The following is a 25,005-nucleotide window of genomic DNA, read 5'->3' as shown; positions in this document are numbered from 1 at the left end:
GCGATCGCGGGACGCGCTCAACTCACGCCCGGGGTGGACGCGTCAATTCATCCTGGGCGACCGCATAGGTCGCCGCATCGCCCGCACTCATCCAGCGCGCCGGCAACGGCGCCCCGAACGCGGCCAGCGTGTGTGCCGGCAGGCTCAGGTTGGAATGATGGCAGTGGTTGTGGCCACAGGCACCGGCATGCTTGCCATCGGTATCGCCATCGGCATCCGGTGCGGACTCCACATGCACCGTGCTGGCATGCGGTTCCACCGTGCACGCCAGGGCATCGGCCACCGGCACGACCACGAATGCCGCCATCAGCAGCATCAGCAGGGTCGAACGGAGGTGGCGGGTGATCCAGCGCATGAAGGGGAGGCTAGCAAGCGGTTTTCGCCGGATACAATATCAATGGCCGCTTCGGGAATACGTCGGAATCTCCCGTTCAGGTGGGCGGCGTGGGGGTCGGATCCGTTTCCTCCGGAAAGGGCTCTGACCCAACCCGCCGTTCGGGTGCGCCGCGCACATGCGCTCTGGTAGGTGTCGACCTTGGTCGACACGCTTTTTGGCCCGTGGGGTCGCACACCGGGCTGCGCGTCTGTAGAGCCGAGCCCATGCTCGGCTGCTTTCGCGCGACCAGCCGAGCATGGGCTCGGCTCTACAGTAACGGTCACGGCAGCTTCGCGATCACCTTGATCTCGAACTGGAACCCGTACAGCCAGGTCACGCCGATGCCGGTCAGCGTCGGATGCGGTGCCTCGCCCCAGTACTCGGGCACGATCGCCCAGGCCTTCTCGAAATTCTTCTCCGGATCGACCAGGAATACGGTCACGTCGATCACGTCATCGAACGTGCAGCCTGCGGCGGCCAGCACTGCATTGAGATTCTCGAAGGCGCGACGCACCTGCGTCTCGAAGTCCGGCTCGGGCGAACCGTCCTCGCGGCTGCCGACCTGGCCGGAAACGAACAAAAAGCCATCGGACCGGATCGCCGGCGAGTAGCGGTTGCGCTGGTAGAGGGCCTGGCGCCCGGCGGGGAAAACGACATCACGCTGTGACATGGGGAAGATCCCGTAGGAGAGAACGCCATCCTCCGCGCCAGCGCTGTCTGGATAAACCGCGATGATCGGCCTAGATTGATTGCCAATCCCAAACAATCATGGCCCGCCATGGACCGTTTCGAGGCGATGCGGGCCTTTGCCCGGGTGGTGGAAACCGGCAGCTTCACCCGCGCCGCGCACACCTTGCAGATCAGCCGCACCACGGCCACCCAGCTGGTGCAGCAGCTGGAGGCGCACCTGCGGCTGCGCCTGCTCAACCGCACCACGCGGCGGGTCAGCGTCACCGCCGACGGTGCGGCCTATTACCCGCGCATCGCCCGGTTGCTGGCTGAGCTGGACGAGGTGGAAGGCGGGCTGGGCGATGCGGCCGCCCAGCCGCGCGGCCGCCTGCGCGTGGATGTGCCCGGGCCGTACGCGCGGTTGCGGCTGGTGCCGGCGCTGCCGGAGTTCCAGGCGCGCTACCCGGAGATCCAGCTGGATATCGGCGTGAGTGATCGCGAGGTCGATGTCATCGCCGACAACGTCGACTGCGTGATCCGTGGCGGCACCCCGGCCGATCCGGCGCTGGTGGCGCGGCCGCTGGGGGCGTTGCCGATCGGTTTCCATGCCAGCTCGGGCTATGTGCAGCGTTTCGGTGTGCCGGCCGACCCGCGCGCGCTGGAAGGACCGGACCACCACATGGTCGGCTTCCTCAGTCCGCGCAGTGGCCGCGCCCGCGTGTTCAGCGCGCAGCGCGGCGATGAGCGCATCGAAGTGCAGGGCCGCTACACGGTCGGTTTCGACGACGGCAACGCCTATCTGGCGGCGGCGTTGGCCGGCCTGGGCGTGGTCGCGCTGCCCAGCTACATGGCCGAACCGCACGTGGCGCGTGGCGAGCTGCTGCCGGTGTTGCAGGACTGGCAGCTGCCGCCGATGCCGATGCACGTCATGTTCCCGCCGAACCGGCACATGAGCCAGCGGCTGCGGCTGTTCATTGATTGGGTGGTGGAGGCGCTGGGCTGAGCATCCGCAACGTTTCCGAATCCGGTCACGCGCCGGCACGTGCGAAAATTCAATGCACCTGCAACAGGAAACACCGCACGTCATGAGCCGCATCGTCGCACTGGATACCGAAACCACCGGCATCTCCCACCGCCTGGGGCACCGTGTGATCGAGATCGGTGCCGTCGAACTGGTCGATGGCCAGCTCACCGGGCGCCAGTTCCACACCTACCTGCAACCACAACGCAGGGTCGACTGGGGCGCGCAGCGCGTGCACGGCATCAGCGATGCGATGCTGGTGGGCAAGCCGCTGTTCTCCAGCAAGGCCGCCGAACTGCTGGACTTCCTGCGCGGCAGCGAGATGGTCGCGCACAACGCCACGTTCGACGTCGGCTTCCTCGACAATGAGCTGCGCCTGGCCGGCATTCCCGCCACGCTGGCCCAGCATTGCCGCATCACCTGCAGCCTGAAGCTGGCGCGCGGGCGCTGGCCCGGGCAGGGCAACAAACTGGACGATGTGCTGCAGCGCCTGCGCATTCCCGGCAATCGCGGCCTGCACGGTGCCTTGAAGGATGCCCATCTGCTGGCCCAGGTCATCCCGCACCTGCGCTGAGCCGGCCCTGTGATTGTTGTAGAGCCGAGCCCACGCTCGGCTCAGGCGTTTCGGGGCGCAGCAGCCGAGCGTGGGCTCGGCTCTACAGGGGGGGCGATCGCCGTGTTCAGTCCCAGCCTGTGGGTAACTTGCGCAAGTGCTTGAACCCGTGCATAATGCGCGGCTCGCTGTGTCCGGTTTTCTACCGGGCGGCGCCCCCGGGAGCACGTCCCCGGCCGCCCAACGCCAGCGTAACCCTTTGATTCTCTTGACGTGTGGTGGGCAACCATCGAGGCCGCCGTCTCCCGGGCTACGGGCTGACAACTACTACTATCGAGGTGCGCAATGTCCCGCGTATGCCAGGTTTCCGGCAAGCGAGTGCAGACGGGTAACAACGTCTCGCACGCCAACAACAAGACCCGTCGTCGTTTCCTGCCGAATCTGCACGAGCGCCGTTTCTGGGTGGCCAGCGAGAACCGCTGGGTCAAGCTTCGTGTTTCCGCGCATGCACTGCGCACCATCGACAAGAACGGCATTGATTCCGTTCTGGCTGAGCTGCGTGCGCGCGGCGAAAAGGTCTGAGGAGTAAAGCATCATGGCAGGCAAGCGCGATAAGGTCCGTATGATTTCCTCGGCCGGTACCGGCCACTTCTACACGACCGACAAGAACAAGAAGAACACCCCGGGGAAGATGGAATTCCTGAAGTACGATCCGGTCGTGCGCAAGCACGTCCTGTACAAGGAAGGCAAGATCAAGTAATCCGCAAGGATTGCTGATCCCCGCGAAGAAACCCGCCCTTGTGGCGGGTTTTTTCATGCCTGGCATTCGGGTGGTGGGTACTTCCTGCATTGCTGTGGTGGGTGCCGACCGTTGGTCGGCACTGGGCAGTCCCTGCGCACGCTGTCGCCAATGGCACCCTGCCTGAAGTGAAGGGCCGAATGCGATAAGTGATTGTTCCTACCGGTTCTGCCGCCTCGCGCGGTTCAAATCGATTGGAACGACAGGCCCTGCCGTGCCCATGATGGCTGGCCGCTGCGGTTGCAGCGGTCGGGCTTGCAATCCCGTGAAGTCAATCATCAGTAGACTCGCCCGCCGTCGCCGGAGATCCCTCCGGCGACGGTTGGCGACCTATCTGCCTCTATGGCGGACGGTGCGAGGGGGCCCTGTGCCCGCCGGTTCGTTTGCTGATTGATTGCTTCCCGGTATTGCAACCACGCATCGTCCGCCACCTTCACGGTGGCCAGATCCGTTGAAGGAGGTTGCATGAACACCCCATCACACCGGCAGGACCTGGAACTGGGCTGGCTGCGCCTGCAGCGCATGCTGGAAGGCATCGAGGGCATGGCGCTGCTGCTGTGCGATCACCACCTGGCACTGGCCAACGGCGCACCGTCGCCGCTGCCGGAGGCACAGCTGGAGCGGGCCGCGCAGGCCATTGCCTGCATGGCGCTCAACGGCCGCCGCCATGCCGATTCGGTACGCCAGCTGTGCGAGGTGCCGGTGCGGCACTGAGCCATCCCGTAGCGTCGAGCTTGCTCGACGGCCTTTCCCGCGGCCCTTGTAGAGCCGAGCCATGCTCGGCTGCTCTGCCCACAGCCCTTGTAGAGTCGAGCCATGCTCGACTGCTCTGCTGTCGGGCCGAAAGGCAGTCGAGCAAGCTCGACTCTACACACCCTGCTGGGCAGAATGGCCCATCACCTCCCGACGGGCGACGCGATGCTGTTCGAGTGGTTGCTGGGTTCGTATCTGCTGCTGATCGACTGGCTGATCCGGCTGGTCGCGCTGTGCTGGATTCCCACTCGCACCACGCCGGGTGCGGCGCGCAGCTGGCTGCTGCTGGTCGGCTTCGTGCCGCTGCTGGGCCTGCCGCTGTACCTGCTGTTCGGCCACCCGTGGCTGTCGCGCGAGCGGATCCGCCGCCAGGCCGAGGCTTCACAGGTGATCCGCGAGGAACAGGCGCTGCAGCACCGCCTGCGCTGGTCCCCGCAGCCGGACACCGCCAGCGCCGAGATCGTGCCGTTGGTGCAGCGCCAGGGCGATTTCATGCCGGTGCACGGCAATGCGGTCGATCTGCTGACCGACTACGACGAATCGCTGCACACGCTCATCGCCGACATCGACCAGGCCGAAGACCGCGTGCACCTGCTGTACTACCTGATGTTCGACGACGCGGTGGGCGAGGCCATCGTCGAGGCATTGCAGCGTGCCGCCGCGCGTGGCGTGCAGTGCCGCGTGCTGCTCGATGCGGTGGGCGCCAAGCGCGGCCTGCGCGCCTACCGCAAGCGTCTGGAAGCGCGCGACATCGAAGTGCGCGCGATGCTGCCCGGTGGTCTGCGCTGGCGCCGCAGCGGGCGCATGGACCTGCGCAACCACCGCAAGATCGCGGTGATCGACAACGAAGTGGCCTATGTCGGCTCGCAGAACCTGGCCGGACCCCAGTTCGTGCCCGGCCACCCGAACCGCGAGCTGGTGGCGCGCGTGCGCGGCCCGGCGGTGGCGCATCTGGAGGCGGTGTTCGCCAGCGACTGGTACATGGAAACCGGCCAGCGCCTGGACGTGATCGCCGATGTGCCCGAGTGCAGCGACGACATCGCCACCCAGCTGCTGCCCAGCGGCCCGGCCTACCCGTACAGCAATGCGCGCGATGCGGTGGCGGCGCTGATCCACCTGGCACGGCGACGGCTGGTGATGGTCACCCCGTACTTCGTGCCCGACGAAGCCACGCTCAGCGCGCTGCGCATTGCGGCGTTGTCCGGCGTGCAGGTGCAGCTGATCCTGTCGGCCAGCAACAACCAGCGACTGACCTCGTGGGCACAGGAGGCCTACTACGACGAGCTGCTGCGCTGTGGCGTGCGCATCGCGCTGTACGAGCCGCAGTTCCTGCACGCCAAGCACATGAGCGTGGACGAGGACATCGCCGTACTCGGCTCGATCAACATGGACATCCGCTCATTTGCGCTGAATGCCGAAATCGGCCTGATCTGCTACGACCGCGCGCTGGTGCAGCAGCTGTGTGCGATCGAGGATGGCTACCTGCGCGAATCGCGGCAGCTGGATCTGCAGCAGTGGCGCAGCCGCCCCACCTGGCGGCGCAGTCGCGAAGGCATCGCACGGCTGGCCGATGCGTTGATGTGAGCGGAGCGCACGACCGGTGGGCTGGGTGCAACCGGCAGGGTGGATGCAACCGATGGGGTGGATGCAACCGGCGGGGTAGAGTCGACTGTTAGTCGACTGCTCTTGCGATAGAAATCCCGCGCTGCGCGCGATAGTCGACTAACAGTCGACTCTACCCCGCCATTCCCGCCATTCCCGCCATTCCCGTCGTTCCAGGGGTCGTTCCCGCCCGCTTCGGCAACCCGGCCCGTCATCGCCGATGGCCTACAATCGGCGCATGACTGATTCACCGCGTAATGGCGAACTGGACCTGGCAATCATCGGTGGGGGTGCGGCCGGGGTGCTGGTGGCAATCCAGGTACTGCGCCAGGCCCGGACGCCGCTGGCGCTGGCCATTTTCGAACCGGCCTCGCAGCTGGCCCAGGGCATCGCCTATGCCACGCCGTGGCCGGAGCATCTGCTGAACGTGCCGGCGGCGAAGATGAGCGCGTTTGCCGACCAGCCCGGCGATTTCCTCGATTACCTGATGGCCGCCAACGCCTACCCGGGCGAGGCGCGCGAGGTGCTGGGCGAGCGCTACGTGTGCCGCCACTTCTTTGCCGCCTACCTGCAGCAGCGCCTGCAGGACGCGGTGGCCGCCAGCCCGGCGCAGCTGCAGGTGATCGCGCAGCCGGTGCTGGGCCTGCAGCCGGATGACCACGGCTACCAGCTGACACTCGGCGATGGCGGCGCGCTGCACGCCGCGCAGGCGGTGCTGGCCACCGGCAACAGCATGCGCCCGCTGCCGGTGGCCGGTGCCGAGGCACTGCCCGCCGATGACGTGATCGAAGCATGGGACTACGACGGTGTGCGTACCCTGGCAGGCGAGCACGCTGTGGCCATCGTTGGCTCCGGCCTGAGCATGGCCGACACCGTGCTGGCGCTGGTCGCCGCCGGTCACACCGGCCCGCTGCATGTGATCTCGCGTCATGGCCTGCTGCCGCTGCCACACGCGCACGGCGGCCTGCCCAGCTTTGATCCGGCGGCGCTGCTGCCGATGAACCTGCGCCAGCGCCTGCACGCGCTGCGCAGCTTTGCCGGCCAGGCGCAGGCCGATGGCCTGCCGTGGCAGGGCGTGATGGACCGCATCCGTCCGCACGGGCAGGCGCTGTGGTGCAGCCTCGACGCCGCCGACCAACGCCGCTTCCTGCGCCATGTGGTGCGCTACTGGGACGTGCATCGCCACCGCATCGCCGAGGAAGTGGATGTTCAGCTGCAGGCGCTGATCGACAGCGGCCAGCTGCGCGTCCACCGCGCCCGCCTGCAACGCGTCTGGCGCGAAGGCGATGCCGTGCGGCTGTCCGGCCGCGATGCCTCGGGCAATGAACAGCAGTGGACGATTGGCGGCGTGATCAACGCCACCGGCGTCGAAACCCGCGCCAGTGCGCTGCGCAATCCGTTGCTGCAGCAGCTGCAGGCCGATGGCCTGGCCCGCCCCGGACCGCATGGGCTGGGCCTGGACAGCACGGTGCCGGGCGACCGCCTGCACGCTGCCGGTGGCCAGCCGCAGGCGCGGCTGGGCGTACTCGGCAGCCTGCGCATCGGCAGCCTGTGGGAAAGCCTGGCAGTGCCTGAACTGCGTCAGCAGGCGCAGGCGCTCGCCACCGAAGTGATCGCAGGAGCCGCGACGGCGATGCCGTAAAATGGGGGCATGGATGTCTCCCACCTGCTTGATGGCCTGAACCCGGCCCAGCGCGAAGCCGTCTCCGCTCCCCCCGGCCACCACCTGGTGCTGGCCGGTGCCGGTTCCGGCAAGACCCGCGTACTCACCCACCGCATCGCCTGGCTGCATGAAGTCGACGGCGTGCCGACCCACGGCATTTTCGCGGTGACCTTCACCAACAAGGCGGCCGGCGAAATGCGCCACCGCATCGATGCCCAGCTGCCCAATGGCAGCCGCGGCATGTGGATCGGCACCTTCCACGGCCTGGCCAACCGCCTGCTGCGCCTGCACTGGCAGGACGCCAAGCTGCCCGAAGGCTTCCAGGTGATGGATTCGGACGACCAGCTGCGGCTGGTCAAGCGCGTGGTGCAGGCGCTGGAACTGGACGACGGCAAGTACCCGGCCAAGCAGATCGCGTGGTGGATCAACGCGCAGAAGGACGAAGGCCGCCGCCCGCAGCACATCCAGCCCGAGCCGAACGACGCGTGGCTGGAAACCATGCGCCAGGCCTACATCGAGTACCAGGCGCGCTGCGACCGCGCCGGCCTGGTCGACTTCGCCGAGCTGCTGCTGCGCGCGCACGAACTGCTGCGTGACAACCCGGCGCTGCTGTCGCACTACCGCGCCCGCTTCCGCGAAATTCTGGTGGACGAATTCCAGGACACCAACGCCATCCAGTACGCCTTCGTGCGCGTGCTGGCCGGGCATGAAGGCCACGTGTTCGTGGTCGGCGACGATGACCAGGCCATCTACGGCTGGCGCGGCGCCAAGGTCGAGAACGTGCAGGGCTTCCTGCGCGACTTCCCGGGTGCGCAGACCATCCGCCTGGAACAAAACTACCGCTCCACCGCCAACATCCTCGGTGCCGCCAATGCGGTGATCGCGCACAACCCGGACCGCATCGGCAAGCAGCTGTGGACCGACAGCGGCGACGGCGAGCCGATCGACCTGTACGCGGCGTACAACGAGATGGACGAGGCGCGTTACATCGTCGAGCGGGCGCGCCAGTGGGTGCGCGATGGTGGCAGCTACACTGAAGTGGCCGTGCTCTACCGCAGCAACGCGCAGTCGCGCGCGCTGGAAGAAGCACTGCTGAGCGAACAGGTGCCATACCGTGTGTACGGCGGCATGCGCTTCTTCGAGCGTGCCGAAATCAAGGACGCGCTGGCCTACCTGCGCCTGCTGTCCAACCGCAACGATGACGCGGCGTTCGAGCGCGCGGTCAACACGCCCACCCGTGGCATCGGCGACCGCACGCTGGACGAAGTGCGCCGCGAGGCGCGCGCGCAGGGCATTTCGCTGTGGGAAGCGACCATGCTGGTCACCCAGGGCAGCGCACTGGCCGCACGTGCGCGCAATGCGCTGGCCGGTTTCCTGGTGCTGGTCAACGAGCTGCAGGCGCAGACCCTGCACATGACCCTGGCCGAGCGCGTGGACCACGTGCTGGCCCGCTCGCAGCTGCGCGAGCACTGGAGCAAGGAAAGCCGCAACGCGCTGGATTCGGAATCGCGCACCGACAACCTCGACGAACTGGTTTCGGTGGCCTCGCGCTTCGTGCGCCGTGCCGATGACATCGAGGAAGTGGGCGAGGACATGGACGAGCTGGTCGCGTTCCTGGCCTATGCCGCGCTGGAGGCCGGTGAAGGCCAGGCGCAGGCCGGCGAAGAAGGCGTGCAGCTGATGACCCTGCACTCGGCCAAGGGCCTGGAATTCCCGCTGGTGTTCCTCGCCGGCCTGGAAGAAGGCCTGTTCCCGAGCGCGCGTTCGCTGGAGGAAAGCGGGCGACTGGAGGAAGAGCGCCGTCTGGCCTACGTGGGCATCACCCGCGCGCGCCAGAAGCTGGTGTTGAGCTATGCCGAATCGCGTCGCATCCACGGCCAGGACAACTACAGCCTGCCGTCGCGCTTCCTGCGCGAGATTCCGCGCGAGCTGCTGCACGAAGTGCGCCCGAAGGTGCAGGTCTCGCGGCCGGCCTCGATGGGTGCCAGCCGGGTGATGGGTCATGCCTCGATCGAAGCACCGCCGGTCAAGCTGGGTGCGCTGGTCACCCACCCCAAGTTCGGCGAAGGCATGGTGACCGACTACGAAGGCAGCGGCGCGCACGCCCGCGTGCAGGTCGAATTCGCCGACGCCGGCAGCAAGTGGCTGGTGATGGCCTACGCCAACCTGACGGTAATCTGATCACCGTCGGCGGGTAGGAATTCCTGTAGAGCCGAGCCATGCTCGGCTGCTGTTGGCGGGGAAGAACAGCCGAGCATGGGCTCGGCTCTACAAAAGCGTTGGGGCGTCACACGGTGGTGAATGTCTCCACTGCCGAGATCACGCTCGCGCGATCCATCAGCGTTTCATCCTGCCGGTTGCGGATCAGCACATAGCGGCCTTCCTCCGGCGACAGCACCTCGATCACGTCGCCGCGGTAGTTGGTGATCTCGATGAAGCCATCGCTCACTCCGTTGAGGTTGTCGAGTTCCGCCAGCAACACGCGCAAGGGCACGGTCGCGCCGACGTCATCGGTGCCGCCACCGGTCCGGGGATTGTCGAAGTAGAGGCTGATCCTGGGCTGCATGGCCCGGTCCCATTCGTAAACAGGAACGAGGCGTGCCGCAGCCTGGCGGAATTCATCGGCTGATTCGTCGCCACTGAACTCACACCGGTAGATCGGCACGCACAGGAACAGGCCGGCGCGCTTCTCGATCTGGTTCAGGAACCCGTGATACGTGCTGGGCACCGCCATCGCGTGGGTGAAACCGTGGGCGTTGGGCGGAATCTCGAAGACCGTTGGCCGGTCATGGGGCAGGCCGGCGGGCGCCCGCAGCGCAACGTCGGCGGCGAAGGCCGGATCGTTGATGTTGCGGGAAACGACGGCAATCGTCTGGTCGGCGGCAAGGCGCAGGCAGCAGTAGATGCTGTACGTGGCGACGGCATACTCCGCGAAGCAACAGCCGTGGGCGTCATGGACTTCGCCGAACTCCTGCAACAGATCATCTTTGGTCATCATGGAGCGTCTGCGGGGCCGAAGGGGCGATGATCGCCGATGGTACCCAAACCGTAGGGACCCCGGGGGCGGCTGGCCGCCCGCGCTGTAGCGTCGAGCTTGCTCGACGGCCTTTCACCGTCAGAAGCAGTCGAGCAAGCTCGACTCTACAATAGCGGCCACATCCTCCAGGAACGCCCCCGATGACCGAACCGACCCTGCACGTCACCGTGATGTTGAACGCCAAGCTGCAGCCCGCGCATCGTCATGAACTGTTCGAGGATCCGCTCGACGCATTGATGCAGGCCGCCGAGATCGGCGAGATCGTCGGCGGTGGCACCGCGACCTCCGATGAGGGCGAGGTGCTGTACGGCGATATCGAGGTGGCGCTGGTGGATGCGGCCGGCGTGCCCAAGCTGATCGACCTGCTGGAACAGCTGGGTGCACCGAAGGGCTCACAGCTGCAGGGCGCGGGCGAGGCTAGTCGCCACTTCGGCGTGACCGAGGGCCTGGGTATCTACCTCGATGGCCTGAACCTGCCGGACGAGGTCTACGAACAGTGCGACTCCAACCATGTGTTCGAGCAGCTGTCCGAGCGCATCGAAGGCCTGGGTGAGATCTGCAGCTGGTGGCAGGGCCCGAGCGAGACCGCGCTGTACATGTATGGCCAGTCGTTCGAGGCGATGCGTGAGGCGATCGCCGGGTTCGTGGCCAGCTACCCGCTGTGCCAGAACGCACGCGTGGTGCAGATCGCCTGAGGGCGGACCTGATGTAGAGCCGAGCCCATGCTCGGCTCCTTCATCCGCAGCCGAGCATGGGCTCGGCTCTACAGAAGCAGGTTACTTGCCCGCTGCCTGCCGGGCGTTGTCACGCAGCGCCATGTCTTTGCCCACCTGGTAGCCACCGCACAGCATCGCAAAGGCGACGATCGCGGCGACCAGAATGGACTTCCGGGTGCTCCAGGCCGGGGAGGTGTTGTTCTGCATGTGAGTCATCCATGAACGCAGCAGATCGCCGCGGCCCCAGCATGCGCGGCCACCGGGGCCGGCGCAAGCGGGCGATGCGCGCACGCCGCTGCGCGGCGCCGGATTGATCCTGCTCAAGGCGCGGCCTGCACATCGGGTGTGTAATGGTGTTGTTCCCATCTGGCCGATCGCCGCGGAGCCCCACCATGTACAAGCGCATCCTGATTGCCACCGACGGCTCCGAGCTGGCCGACAAGGGCCTGGCCAAGGGCCTGGAGCTGGCCAAGGACCTCAATGCCGAGGTCGATATCGTGACTGTCTCTGAGCCGTGGGCCGTCGGCATGTACGACGCCATGGGCTGGAGCGTGGGCTACATGAACAGCCCCGAGTACAAGGCCGACCGCGAGGAAGGCGCGCAGAAGGTGCTGCAGCCAGCGCTGGCCAAGGCCGCCGAGCAGGGCATTACCGCCAACCCGGTGCATGTGCTGGACCGCTATGCGGCCGACGGCATCATCGAGACCGCGGGCGAGCGCAACAGCGACCTGATCGTGATGACCTCGCATGGCCGCCGCGGCGTGACCCGCGTGCTGCTGGGTAGCCAGACCGCCGAAGTGCTGGCGCGCAGCACCCTGCCGGTGCTGGTGATCCGCTGATCCACACCCGCTGATACAAGCGTTCCCGGGGAGGGGACCCGACGCCGGTGCGCAGGATGCGCGCCGGCGTTGTTTTTTGTGGGGGGCGGCAGAGGCCCATCCACGCATGGCGTGGATCTACTGATCCGCGGGGATCCGACCCCGGTCGCCTCACCAGCTGTACAGCTTCCAGTACACCGGCGACACGCCGTCCTTGTCGTTGTCGAAGCGGCCGTCGCCGTTCTTGTCGTACATGTAGAACGGTGCGCCACGTGCCGGGGTCACCTTGACCATGCGCAGCTGGCCGGACACCCGGTATTCCTCGATGGTGTCACCGTTGTCCATGGTCCGCTTGGAAACATCGGCACCCTTCACGTCCACCGGGGGAGCCCCGGCGCCACCCATGCTGGCGCAGCCGGCCAGCAGGAGCAGGGAGGCCAGCATCAGAGTCTTCATGGGTGGGGTTCCCTTGCCTGGAATGAGCCTGGATTATGCCCCATCGCCACGTCGGCGCCGTGTCGCCGCGGTGCAGGCGGGGGCGCGTAGAATCGCCGCATGAGCAGATTAGTCCTGATCGACGGGTCCAGTTACCTGTACCGCGCGTTCCACGCGCTGCCGCCCCTGTCCAATGCACAGGGTGAACCCACCGGCGCGCTGTTCGGCGTGGTCAACATGCTGCGTTCCACGCTGAAGGAGCGCCCGGCCTACGTGGCGTTCGTGGTGGATGCGCCGGGCAAGACCTTCCGCGACGACCTGTACGAGCAGTACAAGGCCAACCGCCCACCGATGCCCGACGAGCTGCGCAGCCAGGTCGAGCCGATGTGCCGCATCGTCGAGGCGCTGGGCATCAGCATCCTGCGCGTGCCCGGCGTGGAAGCCGACGATGTGATCGGCACGCTGGCGCTGCAGGGCGTGGCGCAGGACCTGAAGGTGACCATCTCCACCGGCGACAAGGACTTCGCGCAGCTGGTGCGCCCGGGCATCGAGCTGGTCAACACCATGACCGGCAGCCGCATGGATTCGGATGCGGCGGTGATGGACAAGTTCGGCGTGCGCGCCGACCAGATCATCGACCTGCTGGCATTGATGGGCGACACCGTCGACAACGTGCCGGGCGTGGAGAAGTGCGGGCCGAAGACCGCGGCCAAGTGGCTGGCCGAGTACCAGACCCTGGACGGGGTGATGGCCGCTGCGCCGACCATGAAGGGCAAGATCGGCGAGAACCTGCGCGCTGCGCTGGAGCGCCTGCCGCTGAACCGCGAGCTGGTGACCATCCGTACCGATGTGGAGCTGGAGGCCAGCCCGACCACGCTGGCGCTGCGCGAGCAGGACGTGCCGGTGTTGACCGAGTTGTACGCACGCTACGGCTTCACCCAGGCACTGAAGGAACTGGGTGCGCCGCTGCCGGCACCGGCGGCGGCCAGCGAAGCCACGCCAAGCCTGCGCGGCACCGCCGCCGGTTTCGCCCGTGGCAGCGCCGAGGCCCCGGCGGCCGGTACGCTGGATCCGGCGCTGGCCGCACCGGGTGAGTACGAGACCGTGCTCACCGGCGAGCAGCTGCAGGCCTGGGTCGAGCGCCTGCAGCAGGCCGAGCTGATCAGCTTCGATACCGAAACCGATGCGCTGGACGCGATGCGTGCGCGCCTGGTCGGCATCAGCCTGGCGGTCGAGCCGGGCAAGGCGGCCTACATTCCGGTCGGCCACGATTACCCCGGCGCGCCGGCACAGCTGCCGCTGCAGCAGGTGCTGGACGCGCTGCGCCCGCTGCTGCAGGACCCGGCGAAGAAGAAGCTGGGCCAGCACGGCAAGTACGACCTGCACGTGCTGCGCCGCCATGGCGTGGACGTACAGGGCTACCACGACGACACGATGCTGGAGAGCTTCGTGCTCAACTCCACCGCCACCCGCCACGACATGGATTCGCTGGCCCTGCGCTACCTGGGCTACAGCACCATCAAGTTCGAGGATGTGGCCGGCAAGGGCGCCAAGCAGATTCCGTTCTCGCAGGTGGGCATCGACGAAGCCAGCCGCTATGCGGCCGAGGACGCCGACATCACCCTGCGCCTGCACCGCGCGCTGCAGCCGCAGCTGCTGGCCGAGCCGGCGCTGGACAGCGTGTACCGCGACATCGAGATGCCGCTGGTGCCGGTGCTGACCACGATTGAAGCCAACGGCGTGCGGATCGACACCGACGAGCTGCGCCGGCAGAGCCAGGACCTGTCCTCGCGCATGCTGGCCGCGCAGCAGAAGGCCACCGAGCTGGCCGGGCGCAGCTTCAACCTGGATTCGCCCAAGCAGCTGCAGGCGGTGCTGTTCGACGAGCTGAAGCTGCCGGCGGTGGTGAAGACCCCGAAGGGCCAGCCCAGCACCAATGAAGAGGCGCTGGAGGCGATTGCCGACCAGCACGAACTGCCGCGGGTGATCCTCGACTACCGTGGCCTGGCCAAGCTGCGCAGCACCTACACCGACAAGCTGCCGGAGATGGTCAACCCGGACACCGGCCGGGTGCATACCAGCTACCACCAGTCCGGTGCCGCCACCGGCCGCCTGTCCTCGTCGGATCCGAACCTGCAGAACATCCCGATCCGCACCGAAGATGGCCGCCGCATCCGCCGCGCGTTCATCGCACCGGAGGGCTTCCAGCTGCTGGCGGCCGACTATTCGCAGATCGAGCTGCGGATCATGGCCCACCTGTCCGAAGACCCGGGCCTGGTGCGTGCCTTCGAGCAGGGCGCCGACGTGCACCGTGCCACCGCTGCCGAGGTGTTCGGGCGCACGCTGGAGGAGGTGACCCCGAACGAGCGCCGCGCCGCCAAGGCGATCAACTTCGGCCTGATGTACGGCATGAGCGCTTTCGGCCTGGCCCGCAATCTGGGCATCGACCGTGGCCAGGCGCAGGACTATGTGGCGCTGTATTTCAGCCGTTACCCGGGCGTGCGCGACTTCATGGAGCGGATGCGCCAGCAGGCCCGCGACCAGGGCTACGTGGAGACCCTGTTCGGCCGCCGCCTGTACCTGAACGACATTCATGCCCGCAACCAGGGCCTGCGCGCCGGCGCCGAGCGTGCCGCGATCAACGCGCCGATGCAGGGCACCGCGGCGGACATCATCAAGCGGGCGATGGTGGACGTGGACCAATGGCTGCGTGACAGCGGCGCACCGGCGCGGATGATCCTGCAGGTGCACGACGAACTGGTGTTCGAAACCGAAAGTAGTTTCGTCGAAGACTTGCGTTTGCAGGTGGTGGAACGCATGTCGCAAGCGGCCCAATTGCGGGTGCCGCTGGTGGTCGATACCGGGATCGGCAACAACTGGGATGAAGCGCACTGAGGGCATTTCGGGCCGAAAACGTCGTGAATTTGTTCATAAGTCAGAGGTTTCTGACTCGACCATGAATGTCGCCCTGATTGACGTTCATTAAATTGGGCCCCTTCACGAACCGTTAGTGTTCGGAGTGCTTCTATAACTCCCGACAGGCGCAACGCCTGTTGTGGATCTCTCCCATCCCCTGGAGCAGATCTCGGAACGGGGACTCCTCCCCAAGTGCCCGTTCCCCGGCCCCGTTGACCTCCCCCTGGTCAGCGGGGCTTTTTATTTGTGCCGCCGGAACCGCAGATGGGGTCAGATCCCTTTGCCCACCGGACAAAGGGATCTGACCCCAGGTGCTAGGCTGGGCCACTGTCCAGCTGGGGAACCCGCAATGCCCGATCTGTTCGCACTGGCGATGCCGTGGTGGGAATTCATCCTGCGCGCGGTGGTGGTGTATGTCGTGGTGCTGGGCATGGTCCGGCTCAGCGGCAAGCGCCCGCTCGGGCAGATCACCCCGTTCGACGTGCTGCTGGTGGTGCTGCTGGGCAATGCGGTGCAGAACGCGCTGCTGGGCACCGACACCTCGCTGGGCGGTGGCCTGCTGCTGGCGGCGACGCTGATCCTGCTCAACTACGGGGTGGGCTGGGTGAGCACCCGCAGCCGCCGGATCGAGCGCCTGGTCGAGGGGGAGCCGGTGGTGATCGCGCGCGATGGGCGCCTGTTCGACGCCGTTCTGCGCCGTGAACAGGTCACCCGTGCGGATTTCGAGGCCGCCATGCGCCAGCAGGGCTGCCTGGGCGTGGAGGATGTGGAGCTGGCCCTGCTGGAGATCAACGGGCACATCACCATCATCCCCCGGAAGAACACCTGACCTTGCAGCGCCGAGCCCATGCTCGGCTGCACTGTTCATCAGCCGAGCGCGGGCTCGGCTCTACAGGTGCTTCAGCCGAGCGTGGGCCCGGCGCTACAGATGCCTGGCGTCAGGGCGTGGCTGCGGCCTTCAGCGCCGGCCAGTTGCGCGTCGCGTCCACGTCGCAGGCGACATGGGTGCCCTTGCCGTCTTTGGCGCACAGTGCCGCCATGGCCTGCGGAATCTTCGGGTCCGCTGTCTTCGCGTACACCTCTGCCATGGCCAGGCAGCCTTCGCGAACGCCGGCGCTGCACAGCGTCTCGAAATAGGGCAACGACGCGGCCCACTTCTCGGCCTTGTACCGTGCTTCGCCGGCAACCTTGCAGCCCAGCAGCTTGCCGTCGCTGCAGCAGGCCTCGGCACCGTTCCTGCTCCCGACGGTCGGGCAGTCCAGCGGCATGGGGATTTCCACGAAGGCCAGCGGCGGTTTGCAGCTGCCGTCAGCGGCAGCCGGCTTGCGCACGAAGTAGGCATAGCGGTGGTCGCGGTCGATTCCGGCCAGGTTGCCGTTGGCCAACGGCTGCAGTACGAAATCGCTGCCGACGTCACGCCGGATGTGGATCTGCCCGTCCTGCAGGCGCGCGCGCAGGCGGGTATCCAGCCCGGGCACCTCGACCAGCCCAGTGTCGACAAAGCGCAACTCCGACAGCAGGCCGCTTGTGGCCTCATAGCTGCCGCACGGCAATGCGCTGGCAGGCACCGCCGCCAGCGATGCCGCGCCCAGCCCGGACAGCGGCGCCAGCGCCTTGGCCGGAGTGCAGGCATACGCGTCGGCGCGCTGCGCGCAGGAGCGCTGCAACGCGTCCAGCGACGGCTGCAGGCGTCCGCCGGTCCACAGCGCGTCGGCCACCTTGTCGCAGAACGTCTCGCCCTGCTGCTGCCGGCACAGGCCGGTCAGTTCGTCCAGCTGCGCGTCCGTCAGCGGCGCCCTGCGCGACTTGTCCAGGCCCATGATCGAGCGTCCGATCAATTCGCCGGCCATGACCTTGACCATGGCCATGCAGCTGTCCGCCTCGTAGGCCGGTGATTCTTCGCGGCAGATGTCGGGCATTACCGGTTCGGTGCCGGTCAGCTGCGGGCGCTCGCGGTCGGCCTGCATCTGGTAGTGGTCATACAGGGTGTTGCAGGCGACCTCGATGCCCTCGCTGCACCAAGCGTGCAGCTGCGCCGGCTCAGCGCGGGGCAGGGCGTCCAGACAATCGCTGGTGTTGGCCATGCAGCTGCCTTCCACCATGTCCGGCACCGGCTTGCAGGCCGCGGCGCGTTCCAGATGGAAATCGTGGTAACCGCCGGTGATGGTGCGGTCGTCGTCGCTGAATTCGTGGTTCTCCAGCGCGCCAGTGGAGAGGTTTCCCATCGCCAGAATGTTGTCCTGGCGCGCCAACCGCAGCTGCTCGGTGGCCTGGTAGGGGCCGGCAATGAAGCCGTGCGCTTCGCTCTCGATGGTCAGCGTGGCATGGCCATCGTCCTGCCTGTAGGTGCCGCAGGCCATCGACTGCGCGGCGGCCGGCAGGCTGGCCGAGGCCAGTGCGAGCAACAGCAGGGCGCGCCAGCCCGCAGCGCGGGGGCGAAGGGATACCGCAGGGAACATCGGTTCGTCCTTGAAGGAAGTGGAACGGGGGCCGTACGGCGCGCAGCGCAGCGCAGGCGGGGGAAGGGCACCACGCGTCAGGCGTGGCGCCGGAAGCTCAGAGCCAGTCGCGCGGCACCAGGTAATCGGTCAGGCGTGCCTCGGCGCTGCCGGGCTCCGGTGCGAAGCCGTATTCCCAGCGCACCCGCGGCGGCAGGCTCATCAGGATGCTCTCGCTGCGGCCGCCACTCTGCAGGCCGAACAGCGTGCCGCGGTCGTAGACCAGGTTGAACTCCACGTAGCGGCCGCGGCGATACAGCTGGAACTCGCGCTCGCGTTCGCCGTGGGGCGTGTCCTTGCGCTGCTGCACGATCGGCAGGTAGGCATCGAGGAAGCCATCACCGACCGCACGCAGGTAGTCGAAATCGCGCTCGAAATCGCCGTGCAGGTCATCGAAGAACAGCCCGCCGACACCGCGCGTTTCGTTGCGGTGGCGAAGGAAGAAATATTCGTCGCACCAACGCTTGTGCGCGGCGTAGCGTTCGTCGCCGAACGGCGCGCACAGGTCGCGTGCGACGCGGTGCCAGTGCTGCACGTCCTCATCGAACGGGTAGAACGGGGTCAGGTCGAAGCCGCCACCGAACCAGCTGGCCACCACCTCGCCGTCGCGCTGCGCCTGGAAGAAGCGCACGTTGGCGTGGGTGGTCGGCACGTAGGGGTTGAGCGGGTGGAACACCAGCGACACGCCGGTGGCGCGCCAGGAGGCGCCGGCCAGTTCCGGACGGTTGGCCGAGGCCGACGGCGGCAGGCGGCTGCCGGCCACGTCGGAGAAGCCGATGCCGGCCTGTTCGAACACCGCGCCGTCGCGCAGCACGCGGGTGCGCCCGCCACCGCCCTCGGCACGCTGCCACAGGTCTTCCTGGAAGCGGGCCTGGCCGTCGGCGGCCTCGATCGCGGCACAGATGCGGTCCTGCAGGTCGGTGAGGTAGGCGCGCACGCGCTCGAAATCGTTCATGGCGCGTACTTTACCGCAGGGCCTGCCGGAAGCTGCGGGCAGGCCCTGATGGGTTCAGCGCTTGTGGTTGGGGGTGCGTGGCGCCGGGGTCTCATCCAGGGCAGCCTCCTGCAACGCCTTCTGCAGGGCGCGGCCCAGCTCCAGTGCGCTCCAGTTGCCGGTTTCCAGCACGTCGCAGGCGACATGGCGCCCGCTGCCATCGGCTTTGCACAGCTGCTCCAGCGTGGCATGCGCATCCACCTTGGCACTGTGTTCGTGGGCGCTCACCAGGTTCTCGCACCCCTCGCGCACGCCGGCGCGGCATACCGTCACGTAGTGGTCGGCCGCCTGCTGCCACTTCCCGGACATCGCCAATCGATTGCCAAGCACGTTGCAGCCCTGCAGCCTGCCCTGCGCGCAGCAGAGCTCGGCACCGCCGTCGGCCCGCGCCTGCGGGCAGTCCTGCGGTAGTGGCAGCACCGTGTACTGCTTCGGCGCGCTGCAACTGGCGGGGCCCTCGCCGGTGCTGCTGAACACCTGGTAGCGGGTCCATGTATCCATACCCAGTAGTTGCCCGCCCGGCAGCGGGCGCAGTACGAAGTCGCCGCCCTTGTCATGACGGATGCGGATGTCGCCGTCTTCAACACGGGCGCGCAGCTGGCTGTTCCAGCCGACGCCGACCAGGCCGGCATCGCCGAATTCCAGCGTATCCATCAGGCCGCCATCGGCATGAAAGTTGCCACAGGGCAGCGCGACCGCCGGTTGCGGTTTCAGCGAAGGGCCCAGTGCCTGCAGCGCCGGCAGGTGCGCACAGGCGGCGCCTTCACCCCCCGTTGCGCAGGACAGCGCCAGTGCCTGCACCGCCTGCAGGTGGTCACCCGATTCCCAGGCCAGCTCGGCCACGCGCGCGCAGAAGCGCTCATGCGGAACCTGCTGGCACAACTGCAGTAGCTGCTGGCGCTGTACGGGTGGAACCACTACCGGTGTGGACGGGGATACCAGCGACTTCATCGCGTCGGCCATCGCCGCGCCCATCACCGCACTGACGATCTGCTCCTGCAATGCCGGATCTGCCTCCAGCGCTGCTGCACAGGCAGGCGTCTGGTCCTGGAAGCCCCCCTCGCGGCACGGGGCGGGCAGCTCGATGCCGGCCAGGGCCGCATCGAGGAGCGCCTTATGCGCCGCAGCGTCCGGAACGACCGAAGGCGTGGCGTCTTCGCGCCAACGGTCGGCCAGCTGCAGGCACATGCCGGGTACACCTTCGCGGCAGGCCGCTTCCAGCGCGATCGGCGTCGCGTCGCGGCGGTTGTCCAGGCAGGCTGCCGCATCGGCCAGGCAGCTGCCCGCTGCCGGGGTGGCCGCAGCGGCGCACGCTTCCGGCGCCTGCAGGGTGTAGCGTGTGCCATCCACCTCGACGCTGCGGCCACGATCACGCACCTGCAGTTCGCTGGGCAGGCCGTACTCGAGGTTCACCAGCTGCAGCTTTCCCTCGATCTGCTGGAAAACGACGGGCGATGGCGCGCTGCCGTAGTGTTTCTGCTCGCCCCGGTTGGGCGAAATGACGCGCAGCGTGCTGCTGCCTTCATCGGCCTTGAACAGGCCGCACTGGGGCGATTGGGCGGCGGCCACCGGCGTGGCCAGCAGCAACGCCCAGGCCAGCCAGCGGTGGCGCGGTCGCAGTAAGCGCATGTCGTCTCCTTGACGATCGAACAGGAAGCTCCAGGCGCTACGGCAGATCACGAGCCTCGCGCGGGGGCGTGCATTGTGCCGTGCCAGGCACGCGCCGGTAGCGTTGGTAGCCGGTCTGCGCATCCATGCCGAGCAGGTCGCCGTTGCCGAGCGGACGCAGCACAAGGGTTTCACCGTCCTGCTGCAGATGAACGGCACCCTCGTGCAGACGCGCCTGCGTGCCATTAGCGAAGTCGATCGTGTCGATTACGCCACCATCAGCCTGGTAGAGGCCGCAGGGCAGCCTCCGGGCCGGCACCAGGCGCAGGTCGGCGCCGAGCTCAAGCAAGGGCGCAGTGCGCTCGCAGGCACTGACGCGGCCTGCGTCGCAGACTACCTGCAGGGCCTGCACCGCCAGCGCCGGTTCGCGTGCGATCAACTGCTGTTCGGCCACCCCGGTGCAGAAGCGGCCACCGCGCTGTTGCAGGCAGAGCCGCTGCAGGGTGGCGCGCTGCGCGGCCGGCAAGGGCGCGTCCTGCTGCCCGGCCCTGGTGGTGGGTGCAGCGAGAAAGTGGCGCAGCAGCGCCGAGCAGCCGGCGCCGACGCCTTCCTCGCACGCGCGCTGGGCCTGTTCCGGAGGCGCCTCAGCGAGCCGCGCAATGCACAGCGCAGGGTGGGCCAGGCAGCCGTCGGCGCGGGGTGCAGGGGCGCGTTGGCAGGCCTGGGCTCGATGCAACGTGTAGTCGGCCACACCGTCGTCGATATGCGTCCCGTCAGCAGCCACGTGGATGGCGGTGGATACGCCGTCGTCGAGAAACACCAGGCGCAGATCGCCGGCGCTGCGATCGATGCGCAGCGGCGTGCGTTCCTGGCCGTGCAGCGCCTGATAACCGGTGGTGGATGATTCGAACACCAGGGCCACGCCGCCATCGGTGCTGCGGTACTCGCCGCAGCGCAGTGCGTCGGTGGCGGCAGTGGCAGGCAGCGCGGCCAACAACAGCAGTGTGGGGAGCAGGGTCAGCGGGCGCATGCGACGGTCCTTGTCGTGCAGAAGTGGGGCGCCTAGTGGAACCGCGCGCGGATGTCCGGACGCAGCAGGCGCCAGGCCACGCCGCCCTGCAACAGCGCCAGCGCCAACGAAGCGGCGTACATCGTGGCGATGAACAGCCTTCGCTGGATCTGCAGGGAGCGCAGCGCCTCGGGCGAATCGCCGAGCAGGCGGATCAGCGGTGCGGCCACGCCGTCCAACCAGCCGGTCACGAAGAAGTTGGCCAGGGCGGTGAGCAGCAGCAGGGCGATGAAGCTCCACAGGCCCCACGGCTTCAGGCGCAGCAGGCCCCAGCTGGCGGCGGTGGAGAGGGCACAGGCCAGGGCGGTCAGCAGCAAAGCCGCCACCGGATGACTGAGCAACCACAACACGCTGCGATCCATGCCGATGTGCCAGGCGTCCAGCGCCAGTGATTGCCAGATTTCGCTGTGGACCAGCGGCCAGGCCAGCAGCGTGACCAGCAGCAGGGCGACGGTGCAGGCGGCCGATACCCAGAGGCAGGACAGGGCCACCGGGCGTACCCAGTCATTGGCAGGAACCGCCGCACGTAGGGAGACGGGTGAGGGGGCTGACATCCGGTGTCCTTGCAGTCGATGCCCGCGCGATCAGTGGGCCGTCACCCGGGTGGCGACGGCCGGCAGGATATGGTGTTCGCTCAAGGGTGCCAAGGGCAGGCCATGCGGCGGCTGCAGCGGCACCCAGGCCAATTCGGCGATCTCGGCGCGCGCCTGCGGCGTGCCGACCACCTGCACCCACCACGCCTGCGCCTGTACGCGGTGACCGGGCTCGTTCACTGCCCAGTCTTCGAACACACCGAGCGCGATGGCAGCATCGGTGCGCAACGTCATGCCCAGCTCCTCGTCCAGTTCGCGGGCCAGCGCCTGCAGCGGCGCTTCGCCGGGTTCGGGTTTGCCGCCCGGCTGGATGAAGCGGGTGGCACCGTGCTTGCGCACCACCAGCGCCCGGCCGCGGTCATCCAGGATGACCGCAGCCACGATGTGGATCGTGGCTGCGGCGCGGCTCATGCCAGTCTGCTCACTTCAGGTTCTGCTCGAACAGCTTGAGGATGCGCTTGTACTGGTCCAGCCAGGAATCGGCACGCACGTAGCCGTGGCGTTCCAGCGGGTACGGTGCGATCGACCAGTTGTCCTTGTGCAGCTCGATCAGGCGCTGGGTCAGGTTCACCGAATCCTGGAAGAACACGTTGTCATCCATCATGCCGTGGGCGATCAGCAGGTTGTCCTGCAGGTTCTGCGCATACTCGATCGGCGAGGACACGCGGTACGCCTCCGGGTCGATGTCCGGGGTGTTGAGGATGTTGCTGGTGTAGCCGTGGTTGTAGTTGTGCCAGTCCACCACCGGGCGCAGCGCGGCGCCGGCCTTGAAGGTGCCCGGCGCACGGAACAGCGCCATGAAGGTCATGAAGCCGCCGTAGGAACCGCCGTAGATGCCGGCGTGGTCGCGGTCACCCTGCTGGGTGTCCACCAGCCAGTCCAGGCCGTCCTTGTAGTCTTCCAGTTCCGGGTGGCCCATGTTGCGGTAGATCGCCGTGCGCCAGTCGCGGCCGTAGCCCTCGCTGCCGCGGTAGTCCATGTCCAGCACGATGTAGCCCTTCTGCACCAGCAGGTTGTGGAACATCTGCTCGCGGAAGTAGGCCGGGTAGCGCTGGTGCACGTTCTGCAGGTAGCCGGCGCCGTGCACGAACATCACGATCGGGTACTTCCTGCCGGGCTCCTTGGTTTCCGGCTCGTAGTACTTGGCCCAGACCACGCCCGCACCGTGCTTGGACGGCACCGCCACCAGCTTCGGCTGGATCCACTGGCGCGCCTTGTAGTCGGCGGTGCGGGTGTCGGTCAGCACGCGGGCCTGTCCACCGGCGCTGGGCAGCACGGCCAGCTGCGGCGGCAGGTAGGCGCCGGAGTAGCGCACCAGCAGCTGCTGGCCGTCCGGCGACAGCGCGAAGTCTTCCACGCCGTTGAGGCTGGTCAGCTCGCGCACCTGGCGGTTGCCGGTGTCGACCGCGCAGACTTCGTAGTCATGCGGCGCCTGCTGGTTGCACAGGAAGTAGAAGCCCTTGCCATCGGCCGACGGCACCGGTGCCGAGGTTTCCCACTTGCCGCTGGTCAGCGCCTGCGGCTTGGCGTTGCCGGCCTGGGTGTACAGGTGCGAGAAGCCCGATTCCTCCGACAGCAGCCACAGCGTGCGGCCATCGGCCATCCAGCCGAAATCGTTGAAGCCCCAGTTGATCCAGGCGTTGTCGGTGAGGCGATGGCGGTTCTGCACGCGGCCGTCGGCAGCGTTGACGCTGATGATCCAGCGGTCCTTGTTGTCGTTGGCGCGCAGCATCACCGCGGCCTGCTGGCCGTCGGCGCTCCAGCGGATGCCGCCACCCATGAAGTCGCTCATCACCTGCACGCTGCGCTCGCCCTTCAGCGCATCCTTGCCGGCCTTGCGGCGCAGCTCGGCCAGCGGGTCGGTGCTGATGCCCGGCAGGCTGGCCAGCGAGACCTTCTCGGCCTTGCCGGTGCGCACGTCCACGTACCACAGGGTGTGCGGTTCGAAGCCGTTGCGGCCGACGCGGGTGCGGGTGTCCTCGGTTTCCTCGTAGCCCGATTCGGTCACGTACAGCGGCATCTTGCTGGTGCGGCCGTCGTCGAAGTCCTTCGGCTTGGTCACCACGATCAGGTGGGTCAGGTCCGGCGACAGCACGCTGTCAGCGATCTCCACGTCGGCGCCCAGGTACACCGGGCCCGGCGCGCGGGTCGGGTCGGCCTGGCGCCAGCGCTGGTCCTGGTCCTTCAGCGCTTCGCGCTGGTCACGGTCGCGGCGCAGGGTTTCCAGCGTGCGCAGCTGCTGGTCGCGCAGCACGTCGGCCTTCGGTGCCGTACGCGGGTCCTTCTCGGCCTTCAGGCTGGCCACCTGCTGCACGCCGCTGGCGGCGGTCCAGTGGAACCAGTTCTGGCCGACACGCCAGATCACGCCGTTGTCGGCGGCGAAGTTCACGTTGCCCGCGCGCTCGTTGCTGCGGGTCAGCTGGGTCAGTGCGCCGCTGCGCAGGTCGCGCACGAACACATCGCCATTGCGCACGAAGGCGCTGCGGCTGCGGCTGCGGTCGTAGACCGGCTCGGCCACGTCCAGGGTGCCGCGCTGGTCATCGGCCACCTGCGCGGCCACGCCACCGGCCAGCGGCTGGCGGAAGGTGTCGCGCACCGGGCTGCCGCTGCGCTTGAGCTGGTATTCCACCTGCTGGCTGTTCCACGACCACCAGGCCTTTTCGACCGGCGGACCGATCCAGTCCGGGTCGGCCATGGCCTGTTCGATGGTGATCGGCGTCGGCGCGGCATGCGCGGCCGGTGCGGCCAGTACGGCCGACAGCAGGAGGGACAGGGGCAGCACTCGGGACATGGGCGGACGCACCAGATGAGGAAACCGGGCAAGGGTAGCAGCCGCCTGCGCCGGGGGAGGGGGCCACAGGTCATGGCAGCGGAATCGGCAAAAT

Annotated in this window: 24 protein-coding genes; 12 read left to right on the top strand and 12 right to left on the bottom strand. The window is 67.6% G+C overall.

What is annotated here, in order from left to right; translation table 11 throughout:
• Positions 1–22 precede the first annotated feature (22 nt).
• Positions 23–355 (bottom strand): hypothetical protein, encoded by a 333-nt coding sequence (locus C9412_RS16520; protein ID WP_107232640.1) that lies wholly within the window; start codon positions 353–355, stop codon positions 23–25.
• Between the two features lie 301 nt (positions 356–656).
• On the bottom strand, positions 657–1,046 hold the full coding sequence (locus tag C9412_RS16515) for a RidA family protein (RefSeq protein WP_107232639.1): 390 nt from the start codon (positions 1,044–1,046) through the stop codon (positions 657–659).
• Positions 1,047–1,154: 108 nt separating this feature from the next.
• On the opposite strand from C9412_RS16515, the gene C9412_RS16510 reads away from it, so the two are divergent.
• From C9412_RS16510 to uvrD, 8 genes are all read left to right on the top strand, one after another.
• Positions 1,155–2,048, top strand: coding sequence for a LysR family transcriptional regulator (locus C9412_RS16510; RefSeq protein WP_107232638.1), 894 nt, complete (start codon positions 1,155–1,157; stop codon positions 2,046–2,048).
• A gap of 82 nt (positions 2,049–2,130) precedes the next feature.
• A complete protein-coding gene (gene dnaQ / locus C9412_RS16505) occupies positions 2,131–2,640 on the top strand; it encodes a DNA polymerase III subunit epsilon (RefSeq protein ID WP_107232637.1) in 510 nt (169 codons plus the stop codon).
• Between the two features lie 324 nt (positions 2,641–2,964).
• The gene (gene rpmB / locus C9412_RS16500) at positions 2,965–3,201 is read left to right on the top strand and encodes a 50S ribosomal protein L28 (protein WP_005411638.1); all 237 of its coding nucleotides are present in this window, start codon (positions 2,965–2,967) and stop codon (positions 3,199–3,201) included.
• Between the two features lie 10 nt (positions 3,202–3,211).
• Positions 3,212–3,379, top strand: a complete 168-nt coding sequence (rpmG, locus tag C9412_RS16495) for a 50S ribosomal protein L33 (protein ID WP_169411268.1) — start codon at positions 3,212–3,214, stop codon at positions 3,377–3,379.
• A gap of 504 nt (positions 3,380–3,883) precedes the next feature.
• Positions 3,884–4,132, top strand: coding sequence for a hypothetical protein (locus C9412_RS16490; protein ID WP_100441907.1), 249 nt, complete (start codon positions 3,884–3,886; stop codon positions 4,130–4,132).
• A gap of 204 nt (positions 4,133–4,336) precedes the next feature.
• On the top strand, positions 4,337–5,755 hold the full coding sequence (gene cls, locus C9412_RS16485; RefSeq protein ID WP_107232636.1) for a cardiolipin synthase: 1,419 nt from the start codon (positions 4,337–4,339) through the stop codon (positions 5,753–5,755).
• A 238-nt stretch (positions 5,756–5,993) separates the two neighbouring features.
• The gene (locus tag C9412_RS16480; protein ID WP_107232635.1) at positions 5,994–7,415 is read left to right on the top strand and encodes an FAD/NAD(P)-binding protein; all 1,422 of its coding nucleotides are present in this window, start codon (positions 5,994–5,996) and stop codon (positions 7,413–7,415) included.
• A gap of 9 nt (positions 7,416–7,424) precedes the next feature.
• Positions 7,425–9,617 carry a DNA helicase II gene (uvrD, locus tag C9412_RS16475; protein ID WP_107232634.1) on the top strand — a complete coding sequence of 731 codons (2,193 nt, stop codon included), beginning with the start codon at positions 7,425–7,427 and terminating at the stop codon, positions 9,615–9,617.
• Between the two features lie 106 nt (positions 9,618–9,723).
• On the opposite strand, the gene C9412_RS16470 is transcribed toward uvrD, so the two are convergent.
• The gene (locus tag C9412_RS16470; protein WP_107232633.1) at positions 9,724–10,434 is read right to left on the bottom strand and encodes a hypothetical protein; all 711 of its coding nucleotides are present in this window, start codon (positions 10,432–10,434) and stop codon (positions 9,724–9,726) included.
• Positions 10,435–10,613: 179 nt separating this feature from the next.
• Between C9412_RS16470 and C9412_RS16465 the strand changes: the two genes are divergently transcribed.
• Positions 10,614–11,168, top strand: coding sequence for a hypothetical protein (locus C9412_RS16465; protein WP_107232632.1), 555 nt, complete (start codon positions 10,614–10,616; stop codon positions 11,166–11,168).
• An 81-nt stretch (positions 11,169–11,249) separates the two neighbouring features.
• On the opposite strand, the gene C9412_RS20725 is transcribed toward C9412_RS16465, so the two are convergent.
• Positions 11,250–11,396 (bottom strand): hypothetical protein, encoded by a 147-nt coding sequence (locus C9412_RS20725; RefSeq protein ID WP_181358697.1) that lies wholly within the window; start codon positions 11,394–11,396, stop codon positions 11,250–11,252.
• A gap of 185 nt (positions 11,397–11,581) precedes the next feature.
• On the opposite strand from C9412_RS20725, the gene C9412_RS16460 reads away from it, so the two are divergent.
• Positions 11,582–12,028, top strand: coding sequence for a universal stress protein (locus C9412_RS16460; protein WP_005411629.1), 447 nt, complete (start codon positions 11,582–11,584; stop codon positions 12,026–12,028).
• 150 nt (positions 12,029–12,178) lie between these two features.
• On the opposite strand, the gene C9412_RS16455 is transcribed toward C9412_RS16460, so the two are convergent.
• Complete coding sequence (locus C9412_RS16455; protein WP_025878043.1) at positions 12,179–12,463, bottom strand: DUF2782 domain-containing protein; 285 nt, start codon at positions 12,461–12,463, stop codon at positions 12,179–12,181.
• Between the two features lie 99 nt (positions 12,464–12,562).
• Here C9412_RS16455 and polA point away from each other — a divergent pair, with 99 nt between their 5' ends.
• Both polA and C9412_RS16445 read left to right on the top strand, forming a co-directional pair.
• Entirely contained in the window at positions 12,563–15,337 is a 2,775-nt protein-coding gene (gene polA, locus C9412_RS16450) for a DNA polymerase I (RefSeq protein ID WP_107232631.1), read from the top strand.
• Between the two features lie 370 nt (positions 15,338–15,707).
• Positions 15,708–16,187 carry a YetF domain-containing protein gene (locus tag C9412_RS16445; RefSeq protein ID WP_107232630.1) on the top strand — a complete coding sequence of 160 codons (480 nt, stop codon included), beginning with the start codon at positions 15,708–15,710 and terminating at the stop codon, positions 16,185–16,187.
• 109 nt (positions 16,188–16,296) lie between these two features.
• Here C9412_RS16445 and C9412_RS16440 read toward each other — a convergent pair whose 3' ends face one another.
• From C9412_RS16440 to C9412_RS16410, 7 genes are all read right to left on the bottom strand, one after another.
• Positions 16,297–17,817, bottom strand: a complete 1,521-nt coding sequence (locus tag C9412_RS16440; protein WP_107232629.1) for a hypothetical protein — start codon at positions 17,815–17,817, stop codon at positions 16,297–16,299.
• Positions 17,818–17,914: 97 nt separating this feature from the next.
• Complete coding sequence (gene hemF, locus C9412_RS16435) at positions 17,915–18,811, bottom strand: oxygen-dependent coproporphyrinogen oxidase (RefSeq protein WP_107232628.1); 897 nt, start codon at positions 18,809–18,811, stop codon at positions 17,915–17,917.
• 54 nt (positions 18,812–18,865) lie between these two features.
• Entirely contained in the window at positions 18,866–20,479 is a 1,614-nt protein-coding gene (locus C9412_RS16430) for a hypothetical protein (RefSeq protein ID WP_107232627.1), read from the bottom strand.
• A gap of 37 nt (positions 20,480–20,516) precedes the next feature.
• Complete coding sequence (locus C9412_RS16425) at positions 20,517–21,488, bottom strand: hypothetical protein (RefSeq protein WP_107232626.1); 972 nt, start codon at positions 21,486–21,488, stop codon at positions 20,517–20,519.
• 32 nt (positions 21,489–21,520) lie between these two features.
• A complete protein-coding gene (locus C9412_RS16420; protein WP_107232625.1) occupies positions 21,521–22,081 on the bottom strand; it encodes a hypothetical protein in 561 nt (186 codons plus the stop codon).
• Between the two features lie 30 nt (positions 22,082–22,111).
• Positions 22,112–22,531 (bottom strand): NUDIX domain-containing protein, encoded by a 420-nt coding sequence (locus C9412_RS16415; protein ID WP_107232624.1) that lies wholly within the window; start codon positions 22,529–22,531, stop codon positions 22,112–22,114.
• Positions 22,532–22,541: 10 nt separating this feature from the next.
• Complete coding sequence (locus C9412_RS16410; RefSeq protein WP_107232623.1) at positions 22,542–24,911, bottom strand: S9 family peptidase; 2,370 nt, start codon at positions 24,909–24,911, stop codon at positions 22,542–22,544.
• Positions 24,912–25,005 lie beyond the last annotated feature (94 nt).

The organism is Stenotrophomonas sp. Nf1, from assembly GCF_003028475.1.
GTDB lineage: Bacteria > Pseudomonadota > Gammaproteobacteria > Xanthomonadales > Xanthomonadaceae > Stenotrophomonas.
This window is presented reverse-complemented; position numbering and strand designations above follow the sequence as displayed.

What these genes read in the sequence shown, in the direction of transcription:
- C9412_RS16520 (WP_107232640.1), bottom strand. Translation starts at nt 355, where the DNA reads ATGCGCTGGATCACCCGCCACCTCCGTTCGACCCTGCTGATGCTGCTG.
- C9412_RS16515 (WP_107232639.1), bottom strand. Translation starts at nt 1,046, where the DNA reads ATGTCACAGCGTGATGTCGTTTTCCCCGCCGGGCGCCAGGCCCTCTAC.
- C9412_RS16510 (WP_107232638.1), top strand. Translation starts at nt 1,155, where the DNA reads ATGGACCGTTTCGAGGCGATGCGGGCCTTTGCCCGGGTGGTGGAAACC.
- dnaQ (WP_107232637.1), top strand. Translation starts at nt 2,131, where the DNA reads ATGAGCCGCATCGTCGCACTGGATACCGAAACCACCGGCATCTCCCAC.
- rpmB (WP_005411638.1), top strand. Translation starts at nt 2,965, where the DNA reads ATGTCCCGCGTATGCCAGGTTTCCGGCAAGCGAGTGCAGACGGGTAAC.
- C9412_RS16490 (WP_100441907.1), top strand. Translation starts at nt 3,884, where the DNA reads ATGAACACCCCATCACACCGGCAGGACCTGGAACTGGGCTGGCTGCGC.
- cls (WP_107232636.1), top strand. Translation starts at nt 4,337, where the DNA reads ATGCTGTTCGAGTGGTTGCTGGGTTCGTATCTGCTGCTGATCGACTGG.
- C9412_RS16480 (WP_107232635.1), top strand. Translation starts at nt 5,994, where the DNA reads ATGGCCTACAATCGGCGCATGACTGATTCACCGCGTAATGGCGAACTG.
- uvrD (WP_107232634.1), top strand. Translation starts at nt 7,425, where the DNA reads ATGGATGTCTCCCACCTGCTTGATGGCCTGAACCCGGCCCAGCGCGAA.
- C9412_RS16470 (WP_107232633.1), bottom strand. Translation starts at nt 10,434, where the DNA reads ATGATGACCAAAGATGATCTGTTGCAGGAGTTCGGCGAAGTCCATGAC.
- C9412_RS16465 (WP_107232632.1), top strand. Translation starts at nt 10,614, where the DNA reads ATGACCGAACCGACCCTGCACGTCACCGTGATGTTGAACGCCAAGCTG.
- C9412_RS20725 (WP_181358697.1), bottom strand. Translation starts at nt 11,396, where the DNA reads ATGCAGAACAACACCTCCCCGGCCTGGAGCACCCGGAAGTCCATTCTG.
- C9412_RS16460 (WP_005411629.1), top strand. Translation starts at nt 11,582, where the DNA reads ATGTACAAGCGCATCCTGATTGCCACCGACGGCTCCGAGCTGGCCGAC.
- C9412_RS16455 (WP_025878043.1), bottom strand. Translation starts at nt 12,463, where the DNA reads ATGAAGACTCTGATGCTGGCCTCCCTGCTCCTGCTGGCCGGCTGCGCC.
- polA (WP_107232631.1), top strand. Translation starts at nt 12,563, where the DNA reads ATGAGCAGATTAGTCCTGATCGACGGGTCCAGTTACCTGTACCGCGCG.
- C9412_RS16445 (WP_107232630.1), top strand. Translation starts at nt 15,708, where the DNA reads ATGCCCGATCTGTTCGCACTGGCGATGCCGTGGTGGGAATTCATCCTG.
- C9412_RS16440 (WP_107232629.1), bottom strand. Translation starts at nt 17,817, where the DNA reads ATGTTCCCTGCGGTATCCCTTCGCCCCCGCGCTGCGGGCTGGCGCGCC.
- hemF (WP_107232628.1), bottom strand. Translation starts at nt 18,811, where the DNA reads ATGAACGATTTCGAGCGCGTGCGCGCCTACCTCACCGACCTGCAGGAC.
- C9412_RS16430 (WP_107232627.1), bottom strand. Translation starts at nt 20,479, where the DNA reads ATGCGCTTACTGCGACCGCGCCACCGCTGGCTGGCCTGGGCGTTGCTG.
- C9412_RS16425 (WP_107232626.1), bottom strand. Translation starts at nt 21,488, where the DNA reads ATGCGCCCGCTGACCCTGCTCCCCACACTGCTGTTGTTGGCCGCGCTG.
- C9412_RS16420 (WP_107232625.1), bottom strand. Translation starts at nt 22,081, where the DNA reads ATGTCAGCCCCCTCACCCGTCTCCCTACGTGCGGCGGTTCCTGCCAAT.
- C9412_RS16415 (WP_107232624.1), bottom strand. Translation starts at nt 22,531, where the DNA reads ATGAGCCGCGCCGCAGCCACGATCCACATCGTGGCTGCGGTCATCCTG.
- C9412_RS16410 (WP_107232623.1), bottom strand. Translation starts at nt 24,911, where the DNA reads ATGTCCCGAGTGCTGCCCCTGTCCCTCCTGCTGTCGGCCGTACTGGCC.